This window comes from Amycolatopsis sp. NPDC049691 (assembly GCF_040675005.1).
Classification (GTDB): domain Bacteria; phylum Actinomycetota; class Actinomycetes; order Mycobacteriales; family Pseudonocardiaceae; genus Amycolatopsis.
On sequence record NZ_JBFANX010000027.1, the window covers coordinates 33,465 to 49,591 of the forward strand.

At 70.3% G+C, this 16,127-nt stretch carries 13 protein-coding genes; 3 read left to right on the forward strand and 10 right to left on the reverse strand.

From position 1 onward, the window contains the following. Nucleotides 1-75 precede the first annotated feature (75 nt). The 4 genes from AB0J40_RS40885 to AB0J40_RS40900 all read right to left on the reverse strand — a co-directional run bounded on the left by AB0J40_RS40885 (nucleotide 76) and on the right by AB0J40_RS40900 (nucleotide 4,740). A complete protein-coding gene (locus AB0J40_RS40885) occupies nucleotides 76-2,697 on the reverse strand; it encodes a fibronectin type III domain-containing protein (protein ID WP_364464840.1) in 2,622 nt (873 codons plus the stop codon). Between the two features lie 90 nt (nucleotides 2,698-2,787). Then, nucleotides 2,788-3,531: a ferredoxin reductase gene (locus tag AB0J40_RS40890; protein ID WP_364464842.1), complete on the reverse strand. Its 744-nt coding sequence runs from the start codon at nucleotides 3,529-3,531 to the stop codon at nucleotides 2,788-2,790. Continuing rightward, nucleotides 3,501-4,100 carry a sulfite oxidase-like oxidoreductase gene (locus tag AB0J40_RS40895; protein ID WP_364464844.1) on the reverse strand — a complete coding sequence of 200 codons (600 nt, stop codon included), beginning with the start codon at nucleotides 4,098-4,100 and terminating at the stop codon, nucleotides 3,501-3,503. The genes AB0J40_RS40890 and AB0J40_RS40895 overlap by 31 nt, the downstream gene beginning before the upstream one ends. Nucleotides 4,101-4,128: 28 nt before the next feature. Next, a complete protein-coding gene (locus AB0J40_RS40900; RefSeq protein ID WP_364464846.1) occupies nucleotides 4,129-4,740 on the reverse strand; it encodes a pentapeptide repeat-containing protein in 612 nt (203 codons plus the stop codon). A gap of 44 nt (nucleotides 4,741-4,784) precedes the next feature. On the opposite strand from AB0J40_RS40900, the gene AB0J40_RS40905 reads away from it, so the two are divergent. The 3 genes from AB0J40_RS40905 (at nucleotide 4,785) to AB0J40_RS40915 (ending at nucleotide 7,681) form a co-directional block, all read left to right on the forward strand. Next, complete coding sequence (locus AB0J40_RS40905) at nucleotides 4,785-5,741, forward strand: ornithine cyclodeaminase family protein (protein WP_364464848.1); 957 nt, start codon at nucleotides 4,785-4,787, stop codon at nucleotides 5,739-5,741. A 77-nt stretch (nucleotides 5,742-5,818) separates the two neighbouring features. Next, entirely contained in the window at nucleotides 5,819-6,073 is a 255-nt protein-coding gene (locus AB0J40_RS40910) for a hypothetical protein (RefSeq protein WP_284749574.1), read from the forward strand. 795 nt (nucleotides 6,074-6,868) lie between these two features. After that, nucleotides 6,869-7,681: a hypothetical protein gene (locus AB0J40_RS40915; RefSeq protein ID WP_364464851.1), complete on the forward strand. Its 813-nt coding sequence runs from the start codon at nucleotides 6,869-6,871 to the stop codon at nucleotides 7,679-7,681. A gap of 38 nt (nucleotides 7,682-7,719) precedes the next feature. On the opposite strand, the gene AB0J40_RS40920 is transcribed toward AB0J40_RS40915, so the two are convergent. The 6 genes from AB0J40_RS40920 to AB0J40_RS40945 all read right to left on the reverse strand — a co-directional run bounded on the left by AB0J40_RS40920 (nucleotide 7,720) and on the right by AB0J40_RS40945 (nucleotide 16,112). Continuing rightward, nucleotides 7,720-9,213 carry a carboxylesterase family protein gene (locus AB0J40_RS40920; protein WP_364464853.1) on the reverse strand — a complete coding sequence of 498 codons (1,494 nt, stop codon included), beginning with the start codon at nucleotides 9,211-9,213 and terminating at the stop codon, nucleotides 7,720-7,722. Beyond that, nucleotides 9,213-10,634 (reverse strand): ATP-binding protein, encoded by a 1,422-nt coding sequence (locus AB0J40_RS40925; RefSeq protein WP_364464855.1) that lies wholly within the window; start codon nucleotides 10,632-10,634, stop codon nucleotides 9,213-9,215. Before AB0J40_RS40925 ends, AB0J40_RS40920 begins: the two co-directional genes overlap by 1 nt. Further along, complete coding sequence (locus tag AB0J40_RS40930; protein ID WP_364464857.1) at nucleotides 10,631-12,283, reverse strand: FAD-dependent oxidoreductase; 1,653 nt, start codon at nucleotides 12,281-12,283, stop codon at nucleotides 10,631-10,633. Before AB0J40_RS40930 ends, AB0J40_RS40925 begins: the two co-directional genes overlap by 4 nt. A gap of 10 nt (nucleotides 12,284-12,293) precedes the next feature. After that, nucleotides 12,294-13,220, reverse strand: coding sequence for a ribonuclease Z (locus tag AB0J40_RS40935; protein WP_364464859.1), 927 nt, complete (start codon nucleotides 13,218-13,220; stop codon nucleotides 12,294-12,296). Between the two features lie 13 nt (nucleotides 13,221-13,233). Then, nucleotides 13,234-13,803 (reverse strand): HdeD family acid-resistance protein, encoded by a 570-nt coding sequence (locus AB0J40_RS40940; protein ID WP_364464861.1) that lies wholly within the window; start codon nucleotides 13,801-13,803, stop codon nucleotides 13,234-13,236. Between the two features lie 149 nt (nucleotides 13,804-13,952). Further along, nucleotides 13,953-16,112 (reverse strand): RICIN domain-containing protein, encoded by a 2,160-nt coding sequence (locus AB0J40_RS40945; RefSeq protein ID WP_364464967.1) that lies wholly within the window; start codon nucleotides 16,110-16,112, stop codon nucleotides 13,953-13,955. Nucleotides 16,113-16,127 lie beyond the last annotated feature (15 nt).

The following is a 16,127-nucleotide window of genomic DNA, read 5'->3' on the forward strand; positions in this document are numbered from 1 at the left end:
GCCCGACCAAAACCTTGTGGAGACCGTCGGCCGGGCCGCTTTGTCCACATCACGGCCGGCCTGTGGATCATTGGCTCAGCCGCTGGTCGTCGCGGTGAAGGTGGCGGCCGGGCCGGTTCCCGTTGCCGTAACCGCCGCCACCGTGAACGTGTACGTCGTCGACGGCTTCAGGTTGTCCACCACCCTTGTCATGCCCTTGATCGTCGGCTGGGTCACCAGGGCGTCGCGGCCCTCGACCGTGATCGTGCGGCCGTCGGACACCGTGATCGTGTAGCCCAGGACCGGGGTGTCGCCCGTGGCCGCCGGTGGGTTCCAGCGAATCGAGGCCGCCGTCGCGCTCGGCAACGCCCGGGCGCTCGTCGGGACTCCGGGCAGCACTCCCGGCATCGGACCCGGCGTCACCGGGGCCGCGGCCAGGGAGGGTTCGCTTGTGCCGTACGCGTTGCGGGCCGCGACTGTCACCGTGTACGCCGTTCCGTCCGTCAAGCCGGGGACCTCCGCGTACGCGCGCTTCGCGAAGTCGGCCGCCGAGATCGTCGCCGTGACGGTGCGGCCGCCGCCCGTCGCCGTCACCACGTAGTCCGTCACCGGGGCGTTGTTGAACGCATATGTCGGGTTCCAGGTCGCGTACAGCTTTCCCTGGGTCGCGAACGTGCCCACCCGGGATGGTGCTTCGGCCGGTGCCGCACCGCCCACCCGGCGGGTGAGGAGGCCGCGGTAGGCCGGTTCGAGGCCCGCGTTCGCGACGATCGCCGCCGGCGCGTCGGACGGGTTCGCCAGGAGCTTGTTGCCGCGCGTGATCGCGCCCTTGTCGACCTTGTCGCGGTCGCCCTGCTCCCAGTAGTTGTCCTCGGTCAGCGTCGGGTCGTTGTTGCCCAGGTCGTCGCGGTAGTCGACGTGCGCCGTGCCGACGTTGAAGTACGCCGTCCGGTAGAGGACGTTGCCGCGGATCGTCTCGTACGTGTTGCCGTTGTCGGTGTAGACGCCCTTGCCCAGCCCCCACTGGTCGTGGATCACGTTGCCGGTGACCTTCTCGCCGTCGTCGAGCGAGGTGCCGGTGATGCCCTGGGTGTAGATGCCGCCGCCGTCGTCGAGCATCAGCATGTAGTCGAAGATCAGGTTGTCCGAGACGGCGTTGTCGTGCGACAGGTTCGGCGTCGCCGGCTTCTTGATCTTGTCCGGCCAGCCGCCCCAGCCCACCGAGATCGCCGAGTAGCCGACGTGGTCGATCTGGTTGTGCGACAACGTGTTCCGCACGGTGTAGCCGTTGACGATCGGCACACCGCCGTGGAACTCGCGCGGCAGGCCGTAGAGGTGGTTGTCGGTCACCGCGACGTCGCGCACGACGTCGGCGTCGGTGTCCGTCGTCGGTTTGTCGACGCCGCCGACCTGCACGCCGTTGCCGGAGATGTCGGTGAAGACGTTGCCGCGTACTTGGGACTCCTTGGTGCCTTCGATGAGATCCAGCGCGGCGCCGCCCAGGTGCGTGAACACGCTGTCGCTGAACTCGACGCGTTGCCCGTGCGACACGGCGACGTTCGCGGGCTCGCGCGTCCACGCCGCGTACGGGCAGGTGCCGCCGGGCACGAACTGGCACAGTCCCTGGGTGGCCCAGCCGTTCGCGCCGGTGATCGTGTAGCCCGCCTGGATTTCGGAGAAGCCCTCCGGCGACGACGGCGTCAGCCACGTCGCGTAGGAGTAGCGCAGTCCGCGGAAGGCGACGTCGTGAATGCCTCGCGCGTCGACGAGCTTTTCCAGCACCGGCACCTCGACGTCCGCGCGGCGCAGGTCCTGGCCCGGCTTCGGCAGGTAGTAGACGACGTGGGCCGACCGGTCGAGGTACCACTCGCCGGGGGTGTCGAGCAGCTCGAAGGCGTTTTCCGCGTAGGTCGGGTGCCGCCCGTTGGTGAGGTCGGCCGGGCCGACCATGTTGATGCTGCGGCCGGGGATGTCCGGGAAGAGCACGCGTTTGGTCGAGTTGTCCCAGCACGGCTGGGCCATCGTGATGGTCGTGGCCTCGGCCGCGGCGAGCGGGCAGCGCGGCTCGGTCCACTGGCCGAGGCCGTCGCGCTGGATGTTCCAGAGCGCTTCACCGGCGGTGTAGACGAATTCGATGTCCTTCGGATTGCGCCAGTGCGTGAGGGTGTCGGCGCTCGCGGTGTAGCCGGTGTCGGTCGCCTTGACGGTCACCGGCAGCGGGCCGCGGGCGCGCTGTTCGCGGACACCGTCGACGTACAGCTGCCGGCTGTTGTCGAGCCCGGCGGGCGCGGCCGCGGCGAAGAGGCCCGGACGGCCCGGGACCGGCCGCCAGCCGGTGACGCGCACACCGCCGTTCAGCTCGGTGTCGCCGCTGCCCTGCCAGATGACGCGGTGGCCGTTGCCGCCCGAGTCCCGGGCGTCGAGGCGCAGCGGCTCCGTCAGCCGGAAGACGCCGGGCGCGAGGTGCACGGTGAGGTCGCGCGTGAGGTGCGGCGCGCGTTGGCGCACGAGGTCACGCGCTTTGCCCAGGGTCCGCACCGGCCGGTGCGCGGTGCCCGGGGCGTGGTCGGAGCCGGCCGGCGAGACGTAGACATCACGGTCGGCGGCGGCGTCCGGATCCGCGGCGGCGGCCGGGCCGGTCGTGGCGAGCAGCGCGCCCGCGCCCAGCAGAACGGTCACCACGGTGCGGCGCCGCTTCGAGCCCCACTTCGTCAGCATGGGACGAAACATAGGATCTCTGGTCGCCGATGTCGACAAGTTCCCGCTCAGCGGGGCGTCTTATCACCTATTCATCGGATGCTTGTTTCGTCAGTCGCGGCTGGGACCGAACCGTTCCGTGCGGATGCGGTGCGGGTCGTGGCCGAGTGCGACCAGGATGTCCGCGACCGTCTCGACGAAGCCCGTCGGGCCGCAGACGAAGCACGACGCACCGAACTCCGCCGGCCACCCCGCGGTGTTGAGCGTGGCCACGTCGATGCGCCGGGGGATGCCGGGACGGCCTTCCGGCAGCTCGCGCGTGTAGACGTAGGTGATGTCCAGCCCCGCCACCGGCGTGCGCAGTTCGTCGGCGTAGTACCGCTCGGCCGGGGTGCGCAGCGAGTAGATCAGCTTGAACGGCGTGCGCACGCCCGCCGCGCGCCGGGCGCGGATCATCGCCATCAGCGGCACGATGCCGGAGCCGCCCGCGACGAGCAGGACCGGCTCGGGGTCCGTGGGACGCCAGACGAACCAGCCGCCGACGGGGCCGCGGATCTCGACCGGGTCGCCGACCGCGTACGGACCGGTCAGGTGCTCGGACACCTCGCCGTCGGCGACGCGCTGCACCGTCAGCTCGACCCGATCGCCGTCGGCGGGCGCGGCGAGGGAGTAGCTGCGCTGCGCGCGGTAGCCGTCGGCGGCGGTCAGCCGGACGTCGACGTGCTGACCCGCCAGGTGACCCGGCCAGCCGGGCAGGTCGAAGACGAGCGTGCGCGCCGTCGGCGTCTCGTCGCGGATTCCGGCCAGGCGGGCGACCCGCCAGGCTAGTCGCCTTGATACCGCTGTTCGCGCCATGGATCCCCGTAGTCGTGGTAGCCGACGTTCTCCCAGAAGCCGGGCTCGTCCCGGGTCTTCAGTTCCAGGCCGCGCACCCACTTCGCGGATTTCCAGAAGTACAGGTGCGGCACGAGCAGCCGCGCCGGGCCGCCGTGCTCGGGGGTGAGCGGCTTGCCGTCGTATTCGTAGGCGATCCACGCTTGGCCGTCGAGCAGGTCGGCCAGCGGCAGGTTCGTCGTGTAGCCGCCGTAGGAGTGCACCATGACGTAGTCGGCAGCCGTGTCGAGCCCGCCGACCAGCGTGTCCACCGCGACGCCGCGCCAGCGGGTGTCCAGTTTGGACCACTGGGTGACGCAGTGGATGTCCACTGTGGGCGTCTCGCTGGGCAGGGCCATCAGCTCGGCCCAGCTCCAGGAGTGCTTCTCGCCGGCTTCGGTGGTGATCGTGAACTCCCACGTCTCGGTGCGCACGCGCGGAGTCGGTCCCGCCGACAGCACGGGGAAGTCGTCGGCGAGGTACTGCCCGGGTGGCAGGCGCGGGTTGCCGCTGCGAGCCCGGCCGCGGAACCCCGGTGTCACGACGCCCATGCGGCCCTCCTTCCCGGTCGGCCCGAGCCTACGCCCGGACGTGCAGCCCGAGCGACGTGACGAGCACCGCAGCCTGTTCGGGTGACACGATCGCCCCCGCCAGGTCGGCGTTCACCGGGTCGAGCGCCGACAGGTCGCTGCCCCGCAGGTCCGCGCGCGGCAGCTTGACGGCGTGCAGCATCGCGGCCGAGAGGTCGACGTCGGCGAACACGGCGTCGCCGCAGTTCGCCCCGGTGAGGTCGGCTTCGCGCATCCGCACCCCGTGGAAGGCGACCGACCGCAGGTCGGCGCCCGCCAGCCCGGCGAACGACCAGTCGCCACCGGTGACCCGCAGCGGCCGCAGCTCGCACTCGCTGAACGTCGCGCCGACGAGCTTGCACCCGGTGAACTCGGCGTCGAAGAAGTTGCACCGCTTGAAGGTGCAGCCGGTGAACGCCGTGTCCGTGTGGCGGGACGCGTTGAAGCGCACGTTCCCGAAGACGCAGTCGGCGAAGACCGCGTTCCGCGTCTGCGCCTCCGAGAGGTCGACCTCGAGGAACTCGCAGCGCACGTAGTGCCGTCCGGTGATCTCCTCTCCGTACCAGTCGTCGCGGACGAACCGCTGCTCTTCGACGGGTGGATCTTGCGTGGCATCGGGCACCCCGCCAGGCTAGCGGCAGTCTCCGACGCCGAAGGGGTCCGCGCATGCTCGATGCCCACGCCGTCCGGGCCGCCGTGCCGATGACGGCCGCCGTCGCCGCGGTCCGGGAGGCCTTCCTCGACCTCGCGGCCGGCCGTTTCGCGGTGCCGCAACGGTTGTCGTTCGGCGACGGCACGACGCTGGTGATGAGCGCGTGCCACACGCCGACGTCGACAACGGTCGTGAAGACCCTCAACCTGGCCACCGGCCGCACCCCGATGATCCTCGGGACGCTCGTGTGGAACACCGCCGAGGGCCAGCTGGTCGCCGACGCGGTCGAGGTGACGACGCTGCGCACGGGCGCGGCCTCCGGCGTCGCGACGGACCTGCTCGCTCCGCCGTCCGCCGGCCGTCTGGCGCTCCTCGGCACGGGCGCGCAGGCCGCCGACCAGGTCCGAGCGGTGGCCGCGGTCCGGCCGATGACCCAGTTGGCGGTGTTCGGCCGCTCCCGGTCGCGGGCCCTCGCCTTCGCGGAGCGGATGGGCGCCGAGTTCCCGGGCGTGGTGACGCGGGTGGCCTCGTCGGCCGCGGACGCGGTGTCCGACGCGGAGATCGTTTGCTGTGCTACGTCATCGTCGACTCCTCTGTTCGATGTGGACGACTTGCCTGCGCGGGTTCACGTCAATGCGATCGGGCCGTACCTGCCTTCCATGCGGGAGCTCCCGGCCGGGTTGCTCGAGGACGCCGCGTGCGTGGTGGTGGATCAGGTCGAGGCGGCGCTCGAGGAGGCCGGCGAGGTGATCCACGCGGTCGAGAGTGGGTTGGTGGAGCGGTCTTCGTTGATCGAGCTGGGTGATGCGTTGCGCACGCCGCCGCCGGTGAGCGGGCGGACGGTGTTCAAGTCGGTGGGCCTGGCGGTGCAGGACTGGGCCATCGCCCGGCTGCTGGGGGCTCACGGAGCGTCCGAATGGGGCGGCGGAGAGCAACGAGGAGCGGCCGAACGGCGCAATCTTGCGGATTGAGCGTTTGATCGGTCACCCGATCCGGGAATTTTCCGGACATGTCTCCTTGGCGAACCACCACCAGACGGAACACGGCCGTGCGGGTCATCACGGCGATCGGCGCGATCTTCGCGGGGATCGAAGTTCTCTACATGATCATGGTGCTGGCCGGCGCCAATGCCGGCAACGCCTTCTTCATCTTCATCAAGTCACTGGCGGTTCCTCTCGCGTTGTTCTGGCCGGGGCTGTTCAACGTGGACAACGCCAGCCTGCAGGTCATTCTCGACTTCGGTTTGGCCGCGGTGTTCTGGCTGGTCGTCACCGGCATCATCGCCCGCTTCGCAGGCCGGTGACCGCCGGGCGACGTCGCCCTCCGAGCTGCCACCTGCCGTCACTGCCCCCTCCGGTGACGGCAGGTGGCTCACGATTCGCCAGCTGTCGGCGGATCGATTCTTGATGCCGGGACGGAATGCGGGCCTTGGGTGCGAGATTTCGCGCTGCCGGTGTGGGATAGGGAAACCCGCCGCTGGGTCGCCGTGGACGGCGGCCGCCGCGGTCTGGGCTGGCGCCGGGAACCGCTGGCCGGATTCCCGCGCAACACCGCTCCCCGCGCGAGGTAGCCACGGCCACCACGCGGAAGCGCCCGCAACGGACCACCGCCGGTCGCCGCTCGGGCCGCCGATGAGCCGGCGCCCGCCGGACGATCATCCGCCCGAGGAGCTGTACCAGCCGTGAGACGGCCAGACCGGCGTGCCGGATTGGGGTAATCCGTGTAGCGCAGCGCCAGCGCATCACGGGAACCATCCGCCGAAACCACCGACGGCAGAGCCGCACCCACCGCGCTAGGTAGACCTGCCGCCTCGGGCAACGGCCGCCACACGGAAGCTCCTGCGCCGGAACCACCGCCGGCAGAGCCCATCCACCCGTGCGAGACAGCTCGGCCTCCTTGACCAACGGCCACTACACAGAAACATCCGCAACGGAACCACCGCCGCCAGAGCCGCATCCGCCGCGCCAGATGACCTGCCCGGGCGACGGCCGCCGCGCTGGGACTGCAGCCTGCTTCTCCCGACTGCCGCCGCGTGAGAAACCTCCTTTTGCGTTACCTGGCCTCGGCGGCCTTGCCCTTCCTGCGCGACACTGGACCGATGACTGACGGCAGGTGGTTCGACGGCTGGTCGCCCTGGCCTGAGCTGGCCGGGCTGGCCGCTGCTGGGCGTTCGCTGCTGCCCAACGTTCCCGTCACGCCCGGTGCCCTTGTGCGGACCGTCACCGAGCAGCTTGTCGGGCGGCGGCTGACCGCCAAAGTCCAGGACCGGGAGGTTCACCTGACCCTCGCCGAACTCGACTATCCCGCCGACAGTCTCCGGCTGGCCACCGGGCGTGTCGGCGACGTGCGCATCGTTGCCGAAGACGTCAACTGGCCCGAGCCCGAAGGGGGCAGCATTCCGCTGCGCCGGGTCACCGTGCTCGCCGAAGACGTCCGCCTCCGCTCGCTCCCGGCTCCCGCCGCCAAACCGGCCCGTGTGGACCTGCGGATCGCTGTCTCCGCGGACGTGCTCCGCGAAAGGGTGGCGAAGGTCCGGCCCGGGATCGTGGCCGCGCCCGCGGGTAGCGGGCTGCTCCAGATCCACTGGGCCAAGAAACCCCACTGGGGCCACTTGACCCTCGAGGCCCAGGTGGACGCCGACGCTGTCGTACTCGTGCCGCGGACCCTCCACATAGGACAACGACAGCTTCGCCCGCCGAAGCGCTTTCACCCCATTGTGCTTCCCCTGCCGGAACTGCCGCCCGGGATAAAGCTGACGAAGGTGGAACCCCGGCACGACGAACTCGTGCTGCACACCGTCGCGGAAGAGTGGCCGGAACGGCTTTCCCGCATTCCTCTCGCCGATCTGTTGAGCTGGTTGACCACCGCAGCGGTGACCCTGACCCTGCCGAAACTCGGTTCGCGTCCATGAAGGCGAAGGTACTCGAACGGGCGTTCGAACGTCATCACTCACACGGGTAGGAACCAGGTCCCGGACGCCCATTCCGTGTCGCCCCAGGCTTTTCGCTCGTCGGAGCGTGGATCGAGGACCAGATCGGTGTCTTCCCGGAACACCAGCACCGGCCGCAGCTCGGGACCGTACGGCGGCCACTCGGGACCGTCCGCGTCCGCGACGCCGTCCCGGATGAACCGCACCCAGGCGCGGTGGATGAGCAACGCCGCTCGTTCCCGCTTCGGGTTGACGGCGGAACCCTGCGAGGCGAGCGGCAACGGCGTCTTCCACGCCATCGTCGTTTCGGTGCCGTGGCCACCGTCGAGCTGTTCGGGTACGCCGGGCGCGGCGATGTCGATGCGGTAGCGGTAAACGGGCGCGTGCGCGGACTGCGCGTCGGCGAGCCGCTGCGTCGGGATGCCGTACCGCTCGTCGCCCATCGCGGCGATCTTCGCGGACTTCAGGTCGGGGACGCGGCGAAGGTACGTCTCGAGAAGGTGCGAAGCGCCTTCGCTGCCAAGGATGCCCTCGAGCACACCGGAAGCCGGCGCCGTCGCGACGTCGTCGCCGAGCATCAGCGCGTACGTGCTGCCTTCGTTGCTGTTGCAGCCGACCAGCAACGGGATCCCGGCCGCGCTCCCCCGGCGGATCGGTTCGATCGGCACCTCCGGCAGCACGCGCGGGTGCAGCGTCGGGCGCCACAGCCACAACGCCTGGAAGCCGGTGAGGATCCGTTCCTGCGCCTCGACGAACTCCTTGGCGGGCAAGGCCCTGAGCGAAGTCATGTCGTGGCAGCCGACCTCGTCCAAGAGCCGCTCCGCGAGCGCCGTCCCGGCTTCCGGTGTCGCCACGTGGTCCGCGCCGCCGCTGCTGCTGATCGCCCGCGCGAACAACCCCTGGCCGAGCGGGCTGCCCAGCAGGTTGCCGACGCTCTTCGCGCCCGCCGAGACGCCGTAGACGGTGATCCGCTCCGGGTCGCCGCCGAACGCGGAAATGTTGCGCCGCACCCACTTCAGGGCCTCGACCTGGTCGAGGAACCCGCAGACACCGGCGTCCGGTTCAGCCGAGCCGAAGACGCCGGCGAGGTGCAGGAAGCCCAGCGAGCCGAGCCGGTAGTTGATGGTGACGACGACGATCCCGGCGCGCGCGAACTCCTCGCCGTCGCCCAGCTGCTCGCCGTGCCCGACGCGGTAACCGCCGCCGTGCAGCCAGAACAGCACCGGCCACCCGCCGTCGGGCGCGGGGCCGTCCGGGGTGCAGACGTTGAGGTACAGGCAGTCCTCGTCGCACACCGCGGCCGGGTTCATCGGGTCCGGCGCCTGCATCGCGTGCGGCCCGTACTCCGTCGCGACGTGCACCCCGCCGGACAACGCGGGCGGCTGCGGCGCCTTCCACCGCAGCTCGCCGACCGGCGGACGGGCGTACGGGATCCCGCGCCACACGCGGACGCCGTCGCCCGCCAGCCCCACCAGCGCCCCGAGCTCGGTCGTGACCGTCGGGACGGAAGCCATCAGAGCGAGGCCTGCTCGACCGTCGGCAGGCAGACCTCGAACCGGGTGTTCCCGGGCTCGGACTCGACGCGCAGGTCGCCCTGGTGGCGTTCGACGACGATCTTCCACGAAATGTCCAGGCCCAGCCCGGTGCCCTCGCCGACCGGCTTGGTCGTGAAGAACGGCTCGAAGATCCGCGGCTTGATGTCCGCCGGGATGCCGGGCCCGGTGTCGCCGATCTCGACACGGATCTGGTCGTCGACGCGCCAGGTGCGCAGCATCAGCGTGCCCTCGCCCTTCATCGCGCCGAGGGCGTTGTCGATGATGTTCGTCCAGACCTGGTTCAGCTCCGCCGGGTACGCCGGGATCTTCGGCAGGCTCCGGTCGTACTCCTTGACGACGCGGATCCCGGTGCCGACCTTGCCGGACAGCATCACGAGCGTGGAGTCGAGGCCGTCGTGGACGTCCACCCACTGGTGCGGCGCCCGGTCCATCTGGGAGTACTGCTTGGCCTTGCCGACCAGCGCGGAGATGCGCGTGGTGGAGTCCTCGATCTCGCCCATCAGCATCTCGGTCTCGAGCGCGTAGGCGAGCCAGCGGACGGCGCCGTCGATGAAGGTGTCGCCGACCTGCTCGAGGACGTTGTCCAGGTCGGCCGTGGTCAGCCCGGCGCGGACGTAGATGTCGGCGAGGTCCCAGCCCTGGTCGATGCCGCGGTCTTCGAACCAGTCGGTGATCTCGTCCTCGCGGTCGGCCTGCTGCATCGCGGACAGCTTCTCGGCCTGCGCGACCTGCTTGACCAGGCGTTCCTGGACGTCGATGAGCTGGTAGAGCAGCTCCGGCTCGATGTCCTTCTTGGCCAGGAAGGCGAGCTTGTGGCGCATCCCGGCGACGCGTTCGCGCAGGGCGGACGTGGCCCGAACGGCGGCCGCGGCCGGGTTGTTCAGCTCGTGCGTCAGGCCCGCCGAGAGTTCGCCGAGGGCGAGCAACCGGCGGCGCGACCCGATCACGGTGTCGCTGTTGCGCCACCCCAGGTACATGCCCTCCAGCAGGTGCGTCGCCATCGGGAACCACTGGCGGAACTCGACGGAGAACTCCTTCGACGGCAGCGCGAGCAGCGTGACGTCGGACAGCGCGCGCACGGTCGCGCCGTAGCGGTGGTCGTCGTCCTGGTGCACGAAGAACTGCGTCGCGCCGAAGTAGGCGCCGCGCTGGTCGGACCGGTTGGTCTCCACCTCGGTGCCGCTGACCAGGCGCGTCATCCGGATGGCGCCGCCGAGCAGGACGTAGAAGCAGGTCGCCTCGCCGCCCTCGCTGATGATCGTCGAGTCGCCTTCGTACTCCTCGAGCACGGCGTTGGCGGCGACCCAGTCGAGCTGCGCCTCGGAAAGGTGTTCGAAAAGGAAGAGCCCGCGAAGCTCTTCCCGCGGCAGTGCGCTCATTGTTCCTCCAGGTACCGGTGTACCAGCGTCACGGCCATCGCGCCCTCGCCGACCGCGGACGCCACCCGCTTGACCGACTGCGCCCGCACGTCACCGGCCACGAACACGCCCGGGATGGACGACTCGAGGTAGTGCGGATCACGGTCGAGGGTCCACCCGGCCGGCCGCTGCCCGGCGCTCAGGAGGTCGGGGCCGGTGCAGACGAAGCCGTGCTCGTCGCGGTGGATGTCCTCGCCGAGCCAGTCGGTGCGCGGGGCGGCGCCGATGAAGATGAACAGGTGGCCGGACTCGACCGTCTCGGTGACGCCGTTCTCGCACAGCGTGATCCGCTCGAGGTGGTCGCTGCCGTGGACCTGCTTGACCGTGGTGTGCGTGCGGACGTGGATGTTCTCGATGCCGGCGATCTGCTCGATCAGGTAGTGCGACATCGACGCCTCCAGGGACGCGCCGCGCACCAGGATCGTGACGTCGCTCGCGTGCCGGGAGAAGAACACCGCGGCCTGGCCGGCGGAGTTGGCGCCGCCGACGATGTAGACGTGCTCGCCCTTGCACTCGGGCGCCTCGGTCGCGGCCGAGCCGTAGTAGACGCCGCGGCCGGTCAGCTCCTCGATGCCCTCGGCTTCCAGCGCGCGGTAGGTGACCCCGCTGGCCAGGATCACCGAGTGGGCGGCGATCTCGCTGCCGTCGCCGAAGGTGACGACCCGGGACGAACCGCGGGCTTCGAGGCCGACGACGTCCCGCGCGGTCAGCACCTCGGCGCCGAACTTCTGCGCCTGGCGCCGCGCGCGGTCGGTCAGCTGCGCGCCGGAGACGCCGTCGGGGAAGCCGAGGTAGTTCTCGATGCGGGAGCTGGTGCCGGCCTGGCCGCCGGTGGCCTTCTTCTCGACGAGCACGGTCCGCAGGCCCTCCGACGCGCCGTAGACGGCGGCGCCCAGGCCGGCGGGTCCGCCGCCGATGACGACGAGGTCGTAGAACTCCTGCGCGGGCCGCGTCGACAGGCCGACGGCGTCGGCGATCTCGCTGCCGCTCGGGTTCTTGAGGACGGTGCCGTCCGGCGTGACGACCACTGGGATGTCCTTGTCGGTCGCCTCGGCGGCCTGCAGGATCCGGCAGCCTTCGTCGTCCTCGACCGAGTACCAGCGGTACGGCACGGCGTTGCGCGCGAGGAAGTCGCGCAGGTGGAACGAGGGCGAGTTGTACCGGTGGCCGATCAGCTTGACCTCTTCGACCGGCTTGTCACCGACCGCCTTCCAGGTCTCGACCAGCGCGTCGATCACCGGGTAGAGCTTCTCCTCCGGCGGGTCCCACGGCTTGAGCAGGTAGTGGTCGACGTCGACGACGTTGATCGCCTGGATCGCGGCGTCGGTGTCGGCGTAGGCGGTCAGCAGGGCGCGGCGGGCGTGCGGGAACAGGTCCATCGCCTTCTCGAGGAAGGCGATGCCGTCCATCTGCGGCATCCGGTAGTCGGCGAGGATGGCCGCGACGGCGTCGCCGCGCAGCTTGATCTCGCGCAGGGCGTCGAGGGCGTCCGGGCCGGAGTCGGCGCGGATGACGCGGTAGTCCTTCCCGTACCGGCGCCGCAGGTCGCGGGCGACCGAGCGGGACACGGCGGGATCGTCGTCGACGGTCATCAGGATCGGCTGGCTCACGAGGTGCAGCCTACGGCGCCCGGTGCTCCGCTGGGGAGGACCGGCGTTTCGGCACCTGGACCCGCTCCAGGTCCTCGGCCACGACGATCTCGCCGTCGAACTCGGCCTTCGCCTCCTCCAGGAAGCGCGCCGGGTCGGGGTAGCGCTGCGAGAAGTGCGTCAGGACCAGTTGCCGGACACCGCATTCGGCGGCGACGCGGGCCGCCTGCCGAGCGGTCAGGTGGCCGAAGTCCCGCGCCAGGGAGGTGTCCTCGGCGAGGAACGTCGACTCGATGACGAGCGTGTCGGCGTTTTCGCTGAGCGCGTACACCGCGTCGCAGAGGCGGGTGTCCATGACGAACGCGAACCGCTGGCCGGGCCTCGGCGTGCTGACGTCTTCGAGGCGCGTGTTCTTGAGTTGTCCCGCTCGCTGGAGCCGGCCGACGTCCGGGCCCGCGATGCCGTGCTCCTTCAGCTTCTCGGGGAGCATCGTGCGGCCGTCCGGCTCCTCCAGGCGGTAGCCGAACGCCTCGACCGGGTGGCTCAGCCGCCGGGCCTCGAGGGTGAACTTCCCCGTGGCGATCGGGCCGTCGTCGGCGATCGGGTGTTCGCGCAGGTCAGCCGTCTCGTAGAAGGCCGTCGCGTGCCTCAGCCGGGCGAAGTAGTGCGCGCCGGAGACCGGGAAGTGGGCGTGGACGGGGTGCCGGACCTTGTCCAGCGAGAGGCGCTGGATCACGCCGGAGAGGCCGAGGCTGTGGTCGCCGTGGAAGTGCGTGACGCAGATCTTGGTGATGTCCGTGGCGGCCACGCCCGCCCGCAGCATCTGGCGCTGGGTGCCCTCGCCGGGGTCGAAGAGGATGCCCTCGCCGTCCCAGCGCAGGAGGTAGCCGTTCTGGTTGCGGTGGCGCGTGGGCACCTGGGACGCGGTGCCCAGCACCACCAGTTCGCGGGTCGACACCCCCGCACGCTACTCAGGCGGCGGGGGTGGTGTCCCCCAGTTTGCGCAACCGGAAGGCCAGCACCAGCAGCATGATCCCGTAGAGCAGGGCGTAGATGCCGACGAGCAGCGCGATGCCGAACGCGCCGGCGATCGGGTTGATCACGATGAGGACGCCGGCGATCACGGAGAGCGCACCGGCGGCGATGAGGAACGCCTCACCCCGGATCTGCTTGCGCAGCCGGATGGCGGCGGCGATCTCCGCGACGCCGGTGACGATCGCCCACAGGCCGACCAGCAGGGCCAGCAGCAGGACCGTGATGCCGGGCCAGACCAGGACGAGGATTCCGGCGATGATGCCGAGCGCGCCGAGGATTCCGTACGCGGCGCGGTGCGCGGCGTCACCTCCGCGGAAGGCCTGCATGAGGCCGCCGATGCCGTCGACGATCGCGTACACGCCGTACAGGATCGCCAGCACGAGCACCGTGGCGCCCGGCCAGATCAGCGCGAAGAGCCCGAACAGCACGGCGAACACGCCGCGGACGGCGGCGATGGGCCACGCCTTGCGGGGCTCGACGACGGAGAACGCTGCGAAGGAGGTCATGAGTCGCTCCTCGGGTGTCGGGGCACCCAGTATCGCGGCAAAACCTCTGATTGGCGCGATCCACCACCCGTTCGGGCCATGCGTCCACTGTGTCCGGACACTTAGGACCGGCGTGCGCCGCGGCCGCCACCACGGCGCACGCCGGTTGCTCAGGGGTAGCTGACCAGGTTGACCGGCTTGGTGCCGGTCGGGGTCGGATCACCCGTGCTGTTGATGACGTGCGTGATCGTGCCCTGGTAGTTGAGCGACACGGTCACCATGTCGTGGAACCGGACACCCGGGGTGTTCGGCGCCTCGAACGCGTGAGCGCTGGCGACGGACGGGTTGGTGCTGAAGTAGCAGTAGCTGCCCAGCCCCCACGCCTCGTGGCTGGTGACGTTCGGGCCCACCTTGTAGGCGGAGTAGCCCTTGGTCGACCCGTTCATCCAGCCGGCCTGGTCCGGCACGTCGTAGGGCATCTCGTTCTGGAAGAAGTACGTCCGGCCGCCGTTGCCGTTCCAGACGACCTGCGTCTTCTGGTAGTGCTCGACGAACAGCCCGTACATCGTCACGTTGTTGCCGTTGACCGTGAGCCCGGTGTCGGCGGTGTTGGTGGTCCAGCCGACGTAGGCGTTGTTGTCGGCGTGGTCGGCGCGCCAGATCCACATGTGGTCGCCGATGACGTTGTTGCTGTTGACCACCAGGCTGTTCGTCGCCTTCCCGACGGCGGCGCCGCCGATCCGGAAGAAGACGTCGTGCAGCGACGTCGGGTTCGCCGCGTGGTCCGCGGCCGAGCCGGCCGGGCCGACCTGCATGAGGGTGTTCGAGTTGGTCGTGCCGGCGTCGATCAGCAGGCCGGCGACCTTGACGCCGTCGACGTCGTCGACGTTCATCGCGGTGACGCCGCCGTCCGGCACCAGCGTGGCGATGCCGAGCCCGAGCACGACGGTGTCCGGCCGGGTGACGTGCAGTGCCTGGTTCAGGTGGTAGACACCCGGGGTGACCAGCAGGTTCTTGCCGGCGGCGAGCGCGGCGTTCAGGTCCGCGGCGGTGGCGCCGGGCTTGGCGATGTAGAACTGGTCGATCGGGATCGACGTGCCGGGCGCGGCGCCGTTCGCCCAGCTCGTGCCGGCCGCGTTGGTCTTCACGCTCGGGACGAAGACCTGGTAGTTGCCGGAGCCGTCGATGTAGAGGAACGGCTTCTCGCGCACGACCGGCGTCTGGGCGACGGTGGTGTAGGGCGGGCTCGGGAACGTGTTGGCCGGGGCGCCCTGGACGCCCGCGAAGACCATGTTCCAGTTCGAGCCGTTCCAGCTGCCGAACTGCGAGTTGCGGGAGATCCACTGCTGCTGCGAGCCGGAGCGGACCTGGCCGTCGATCTTGCTGTCGGAGATCCAGCCGCCGCTGGCCCAGCCGCCGTCGTCGAGCTGCAGGTCACCGCGGACGTGCATGCGGCGGTAGGGCGCGGCCTGGCTGACGGCCCACCGGTCGGCTCCCCCGTTCGGGGTCACGGACAGGTTCTCGGCGCCCCGCCAGAAGTTCTGGGTGGCGTTCTGCGGCGGGAACCAGTCGGCTTCGACGTGCACGGCGCCGTTGATGGTGACGGCGTCCGGGCTCAGGCCCAGGCCCAGCACCTGCGTGTAGAAGCCGACGTTGACGTCGTTGGCGTAGGTGCCCGGCTTGAACATCACGGCGTAGCGCTGGCTGCCGAACTGGTTGCGTTCCTGCTGGCTGAAAATGCTGTTGAGCCGGCTCTGGATGGTCGAGCTCGACATGGACGGGTCGAAGACGACGACGTTCGGGCCGAAGTCGGGCTGGCCGGGCTGGGTCGTGTTCACGGGGTTCAGGGTGAAGGACTGGGCGGCGGTGCCGTTGCAGGCGTACTGCTGGAGTTGAACGGAGTCGGCGGCGGAGGCACCGGGCACGTCGAGGCACTTCCCGCTGTTGCGGCTGACGAAGTGGTAGCGGCCATTGCCTTCGTCGACGGCCTGCCACTGCTGGTTGGCGCCGCCTCCGTAGGTCCAGAGCTGGACGAGCCCGCCATCGGCGGTCGAAACGTCGGTGACATCCCAGGCGGCGGCCGGGTTGGTCCGCGCGTTCACGCGGAAGTAGCCGTCGCCGGTGGACTGGAACTGCCACTGCTGCGAGGCGGTCTGGTTGCAGGAGTACTGCTGGACGACGGTGCCGTTGGCGGTCCCGGCGGCCCGGGCGTCGACGCACTTGCCGCTGTTGGCGGCGGTCACGGTGTACCAGCCATCGGGCGTCACTGCCGCTTGGGCGCCAGTTGTAGTGCTTCCGACCAGGACAGACGCTGCCGCGAGCAACGTCATCACCCTCTTCATGCG

What these genes read in the sequence shown, in the direction of transcription:
- AB0J40_RS40925 (WP_364464855.1), bottom strand. Translation starts at nt 10,634, where the DNA reads ATGAGCGCACTGCCGCGGGAAGAGCTTCGCGGGCTCTTCCTTTTCGAA.
- AB0J40_RS40885 (WP_364464840.1), bottom strand. Translation starts at nt 2,697, where the DNA reads ATGCTGACGAAGTGGGGCTCGAAGCGGCGCCGCACCGTGGTGACCGTT.
- AB0J40_RS40920 (WP_364464853.1), bottom strand. Translation starts at nt 9,213, where the DNA reads ATGGCTTCCGTCCCGACGGTCACGACCGAGCTCGGGGCGCTGGTGGGG.
- AB0J40_RS40895 (WP_364464844.1), bottom strand. Translation starts at nt 4,100, where the DNA reads ATGGGCGTCGTGACACCGGGGTTCCGCGGCCGGGCTCGCAGCGGCAAC.
- AB0J40_RS40945 (WP_364464967.1), bottom strand. Translation starts at nt 16,112, where the DNA reads ATGACGTTGCTCGCGGCAGCGTCTGTCCTGGTCGGAAGCACTACAACT.
- AB0J40_RS40915 (WP_364464851.1), top strand. Translation starts at nt 6,869, where the DNA reads ATGACTGACGGCAGGTGGTTCGACGGCTGGTCGCCCTGGCCTGAGCTG.
- AB0J40_RS40890 (WP_364464842.1), bottom strand. Translation starts at nt 3,531, where the DNA reads ATGGCGCGAACAGCGGTATCAAGGCGACTAGCCTGGCGGGTCGCCCGC.
- AB0J40_RS40940 (WP_364464861.1), bottom strand. Translation starts at nt 13,803, where the DNA reads ATGACCTCCTTCGCAGCGTTCTCCGTCGTCGAGCCCCGCAAGGCGTGG.
- AB0J40_RS40905 (WP_364464848.1), top strand. Translation starts at nt 4,785, where the DNA reads ATGCTCGATGCCCACGCCGTCCGGGCCGCCGTGCCGATGACGGCCGCC.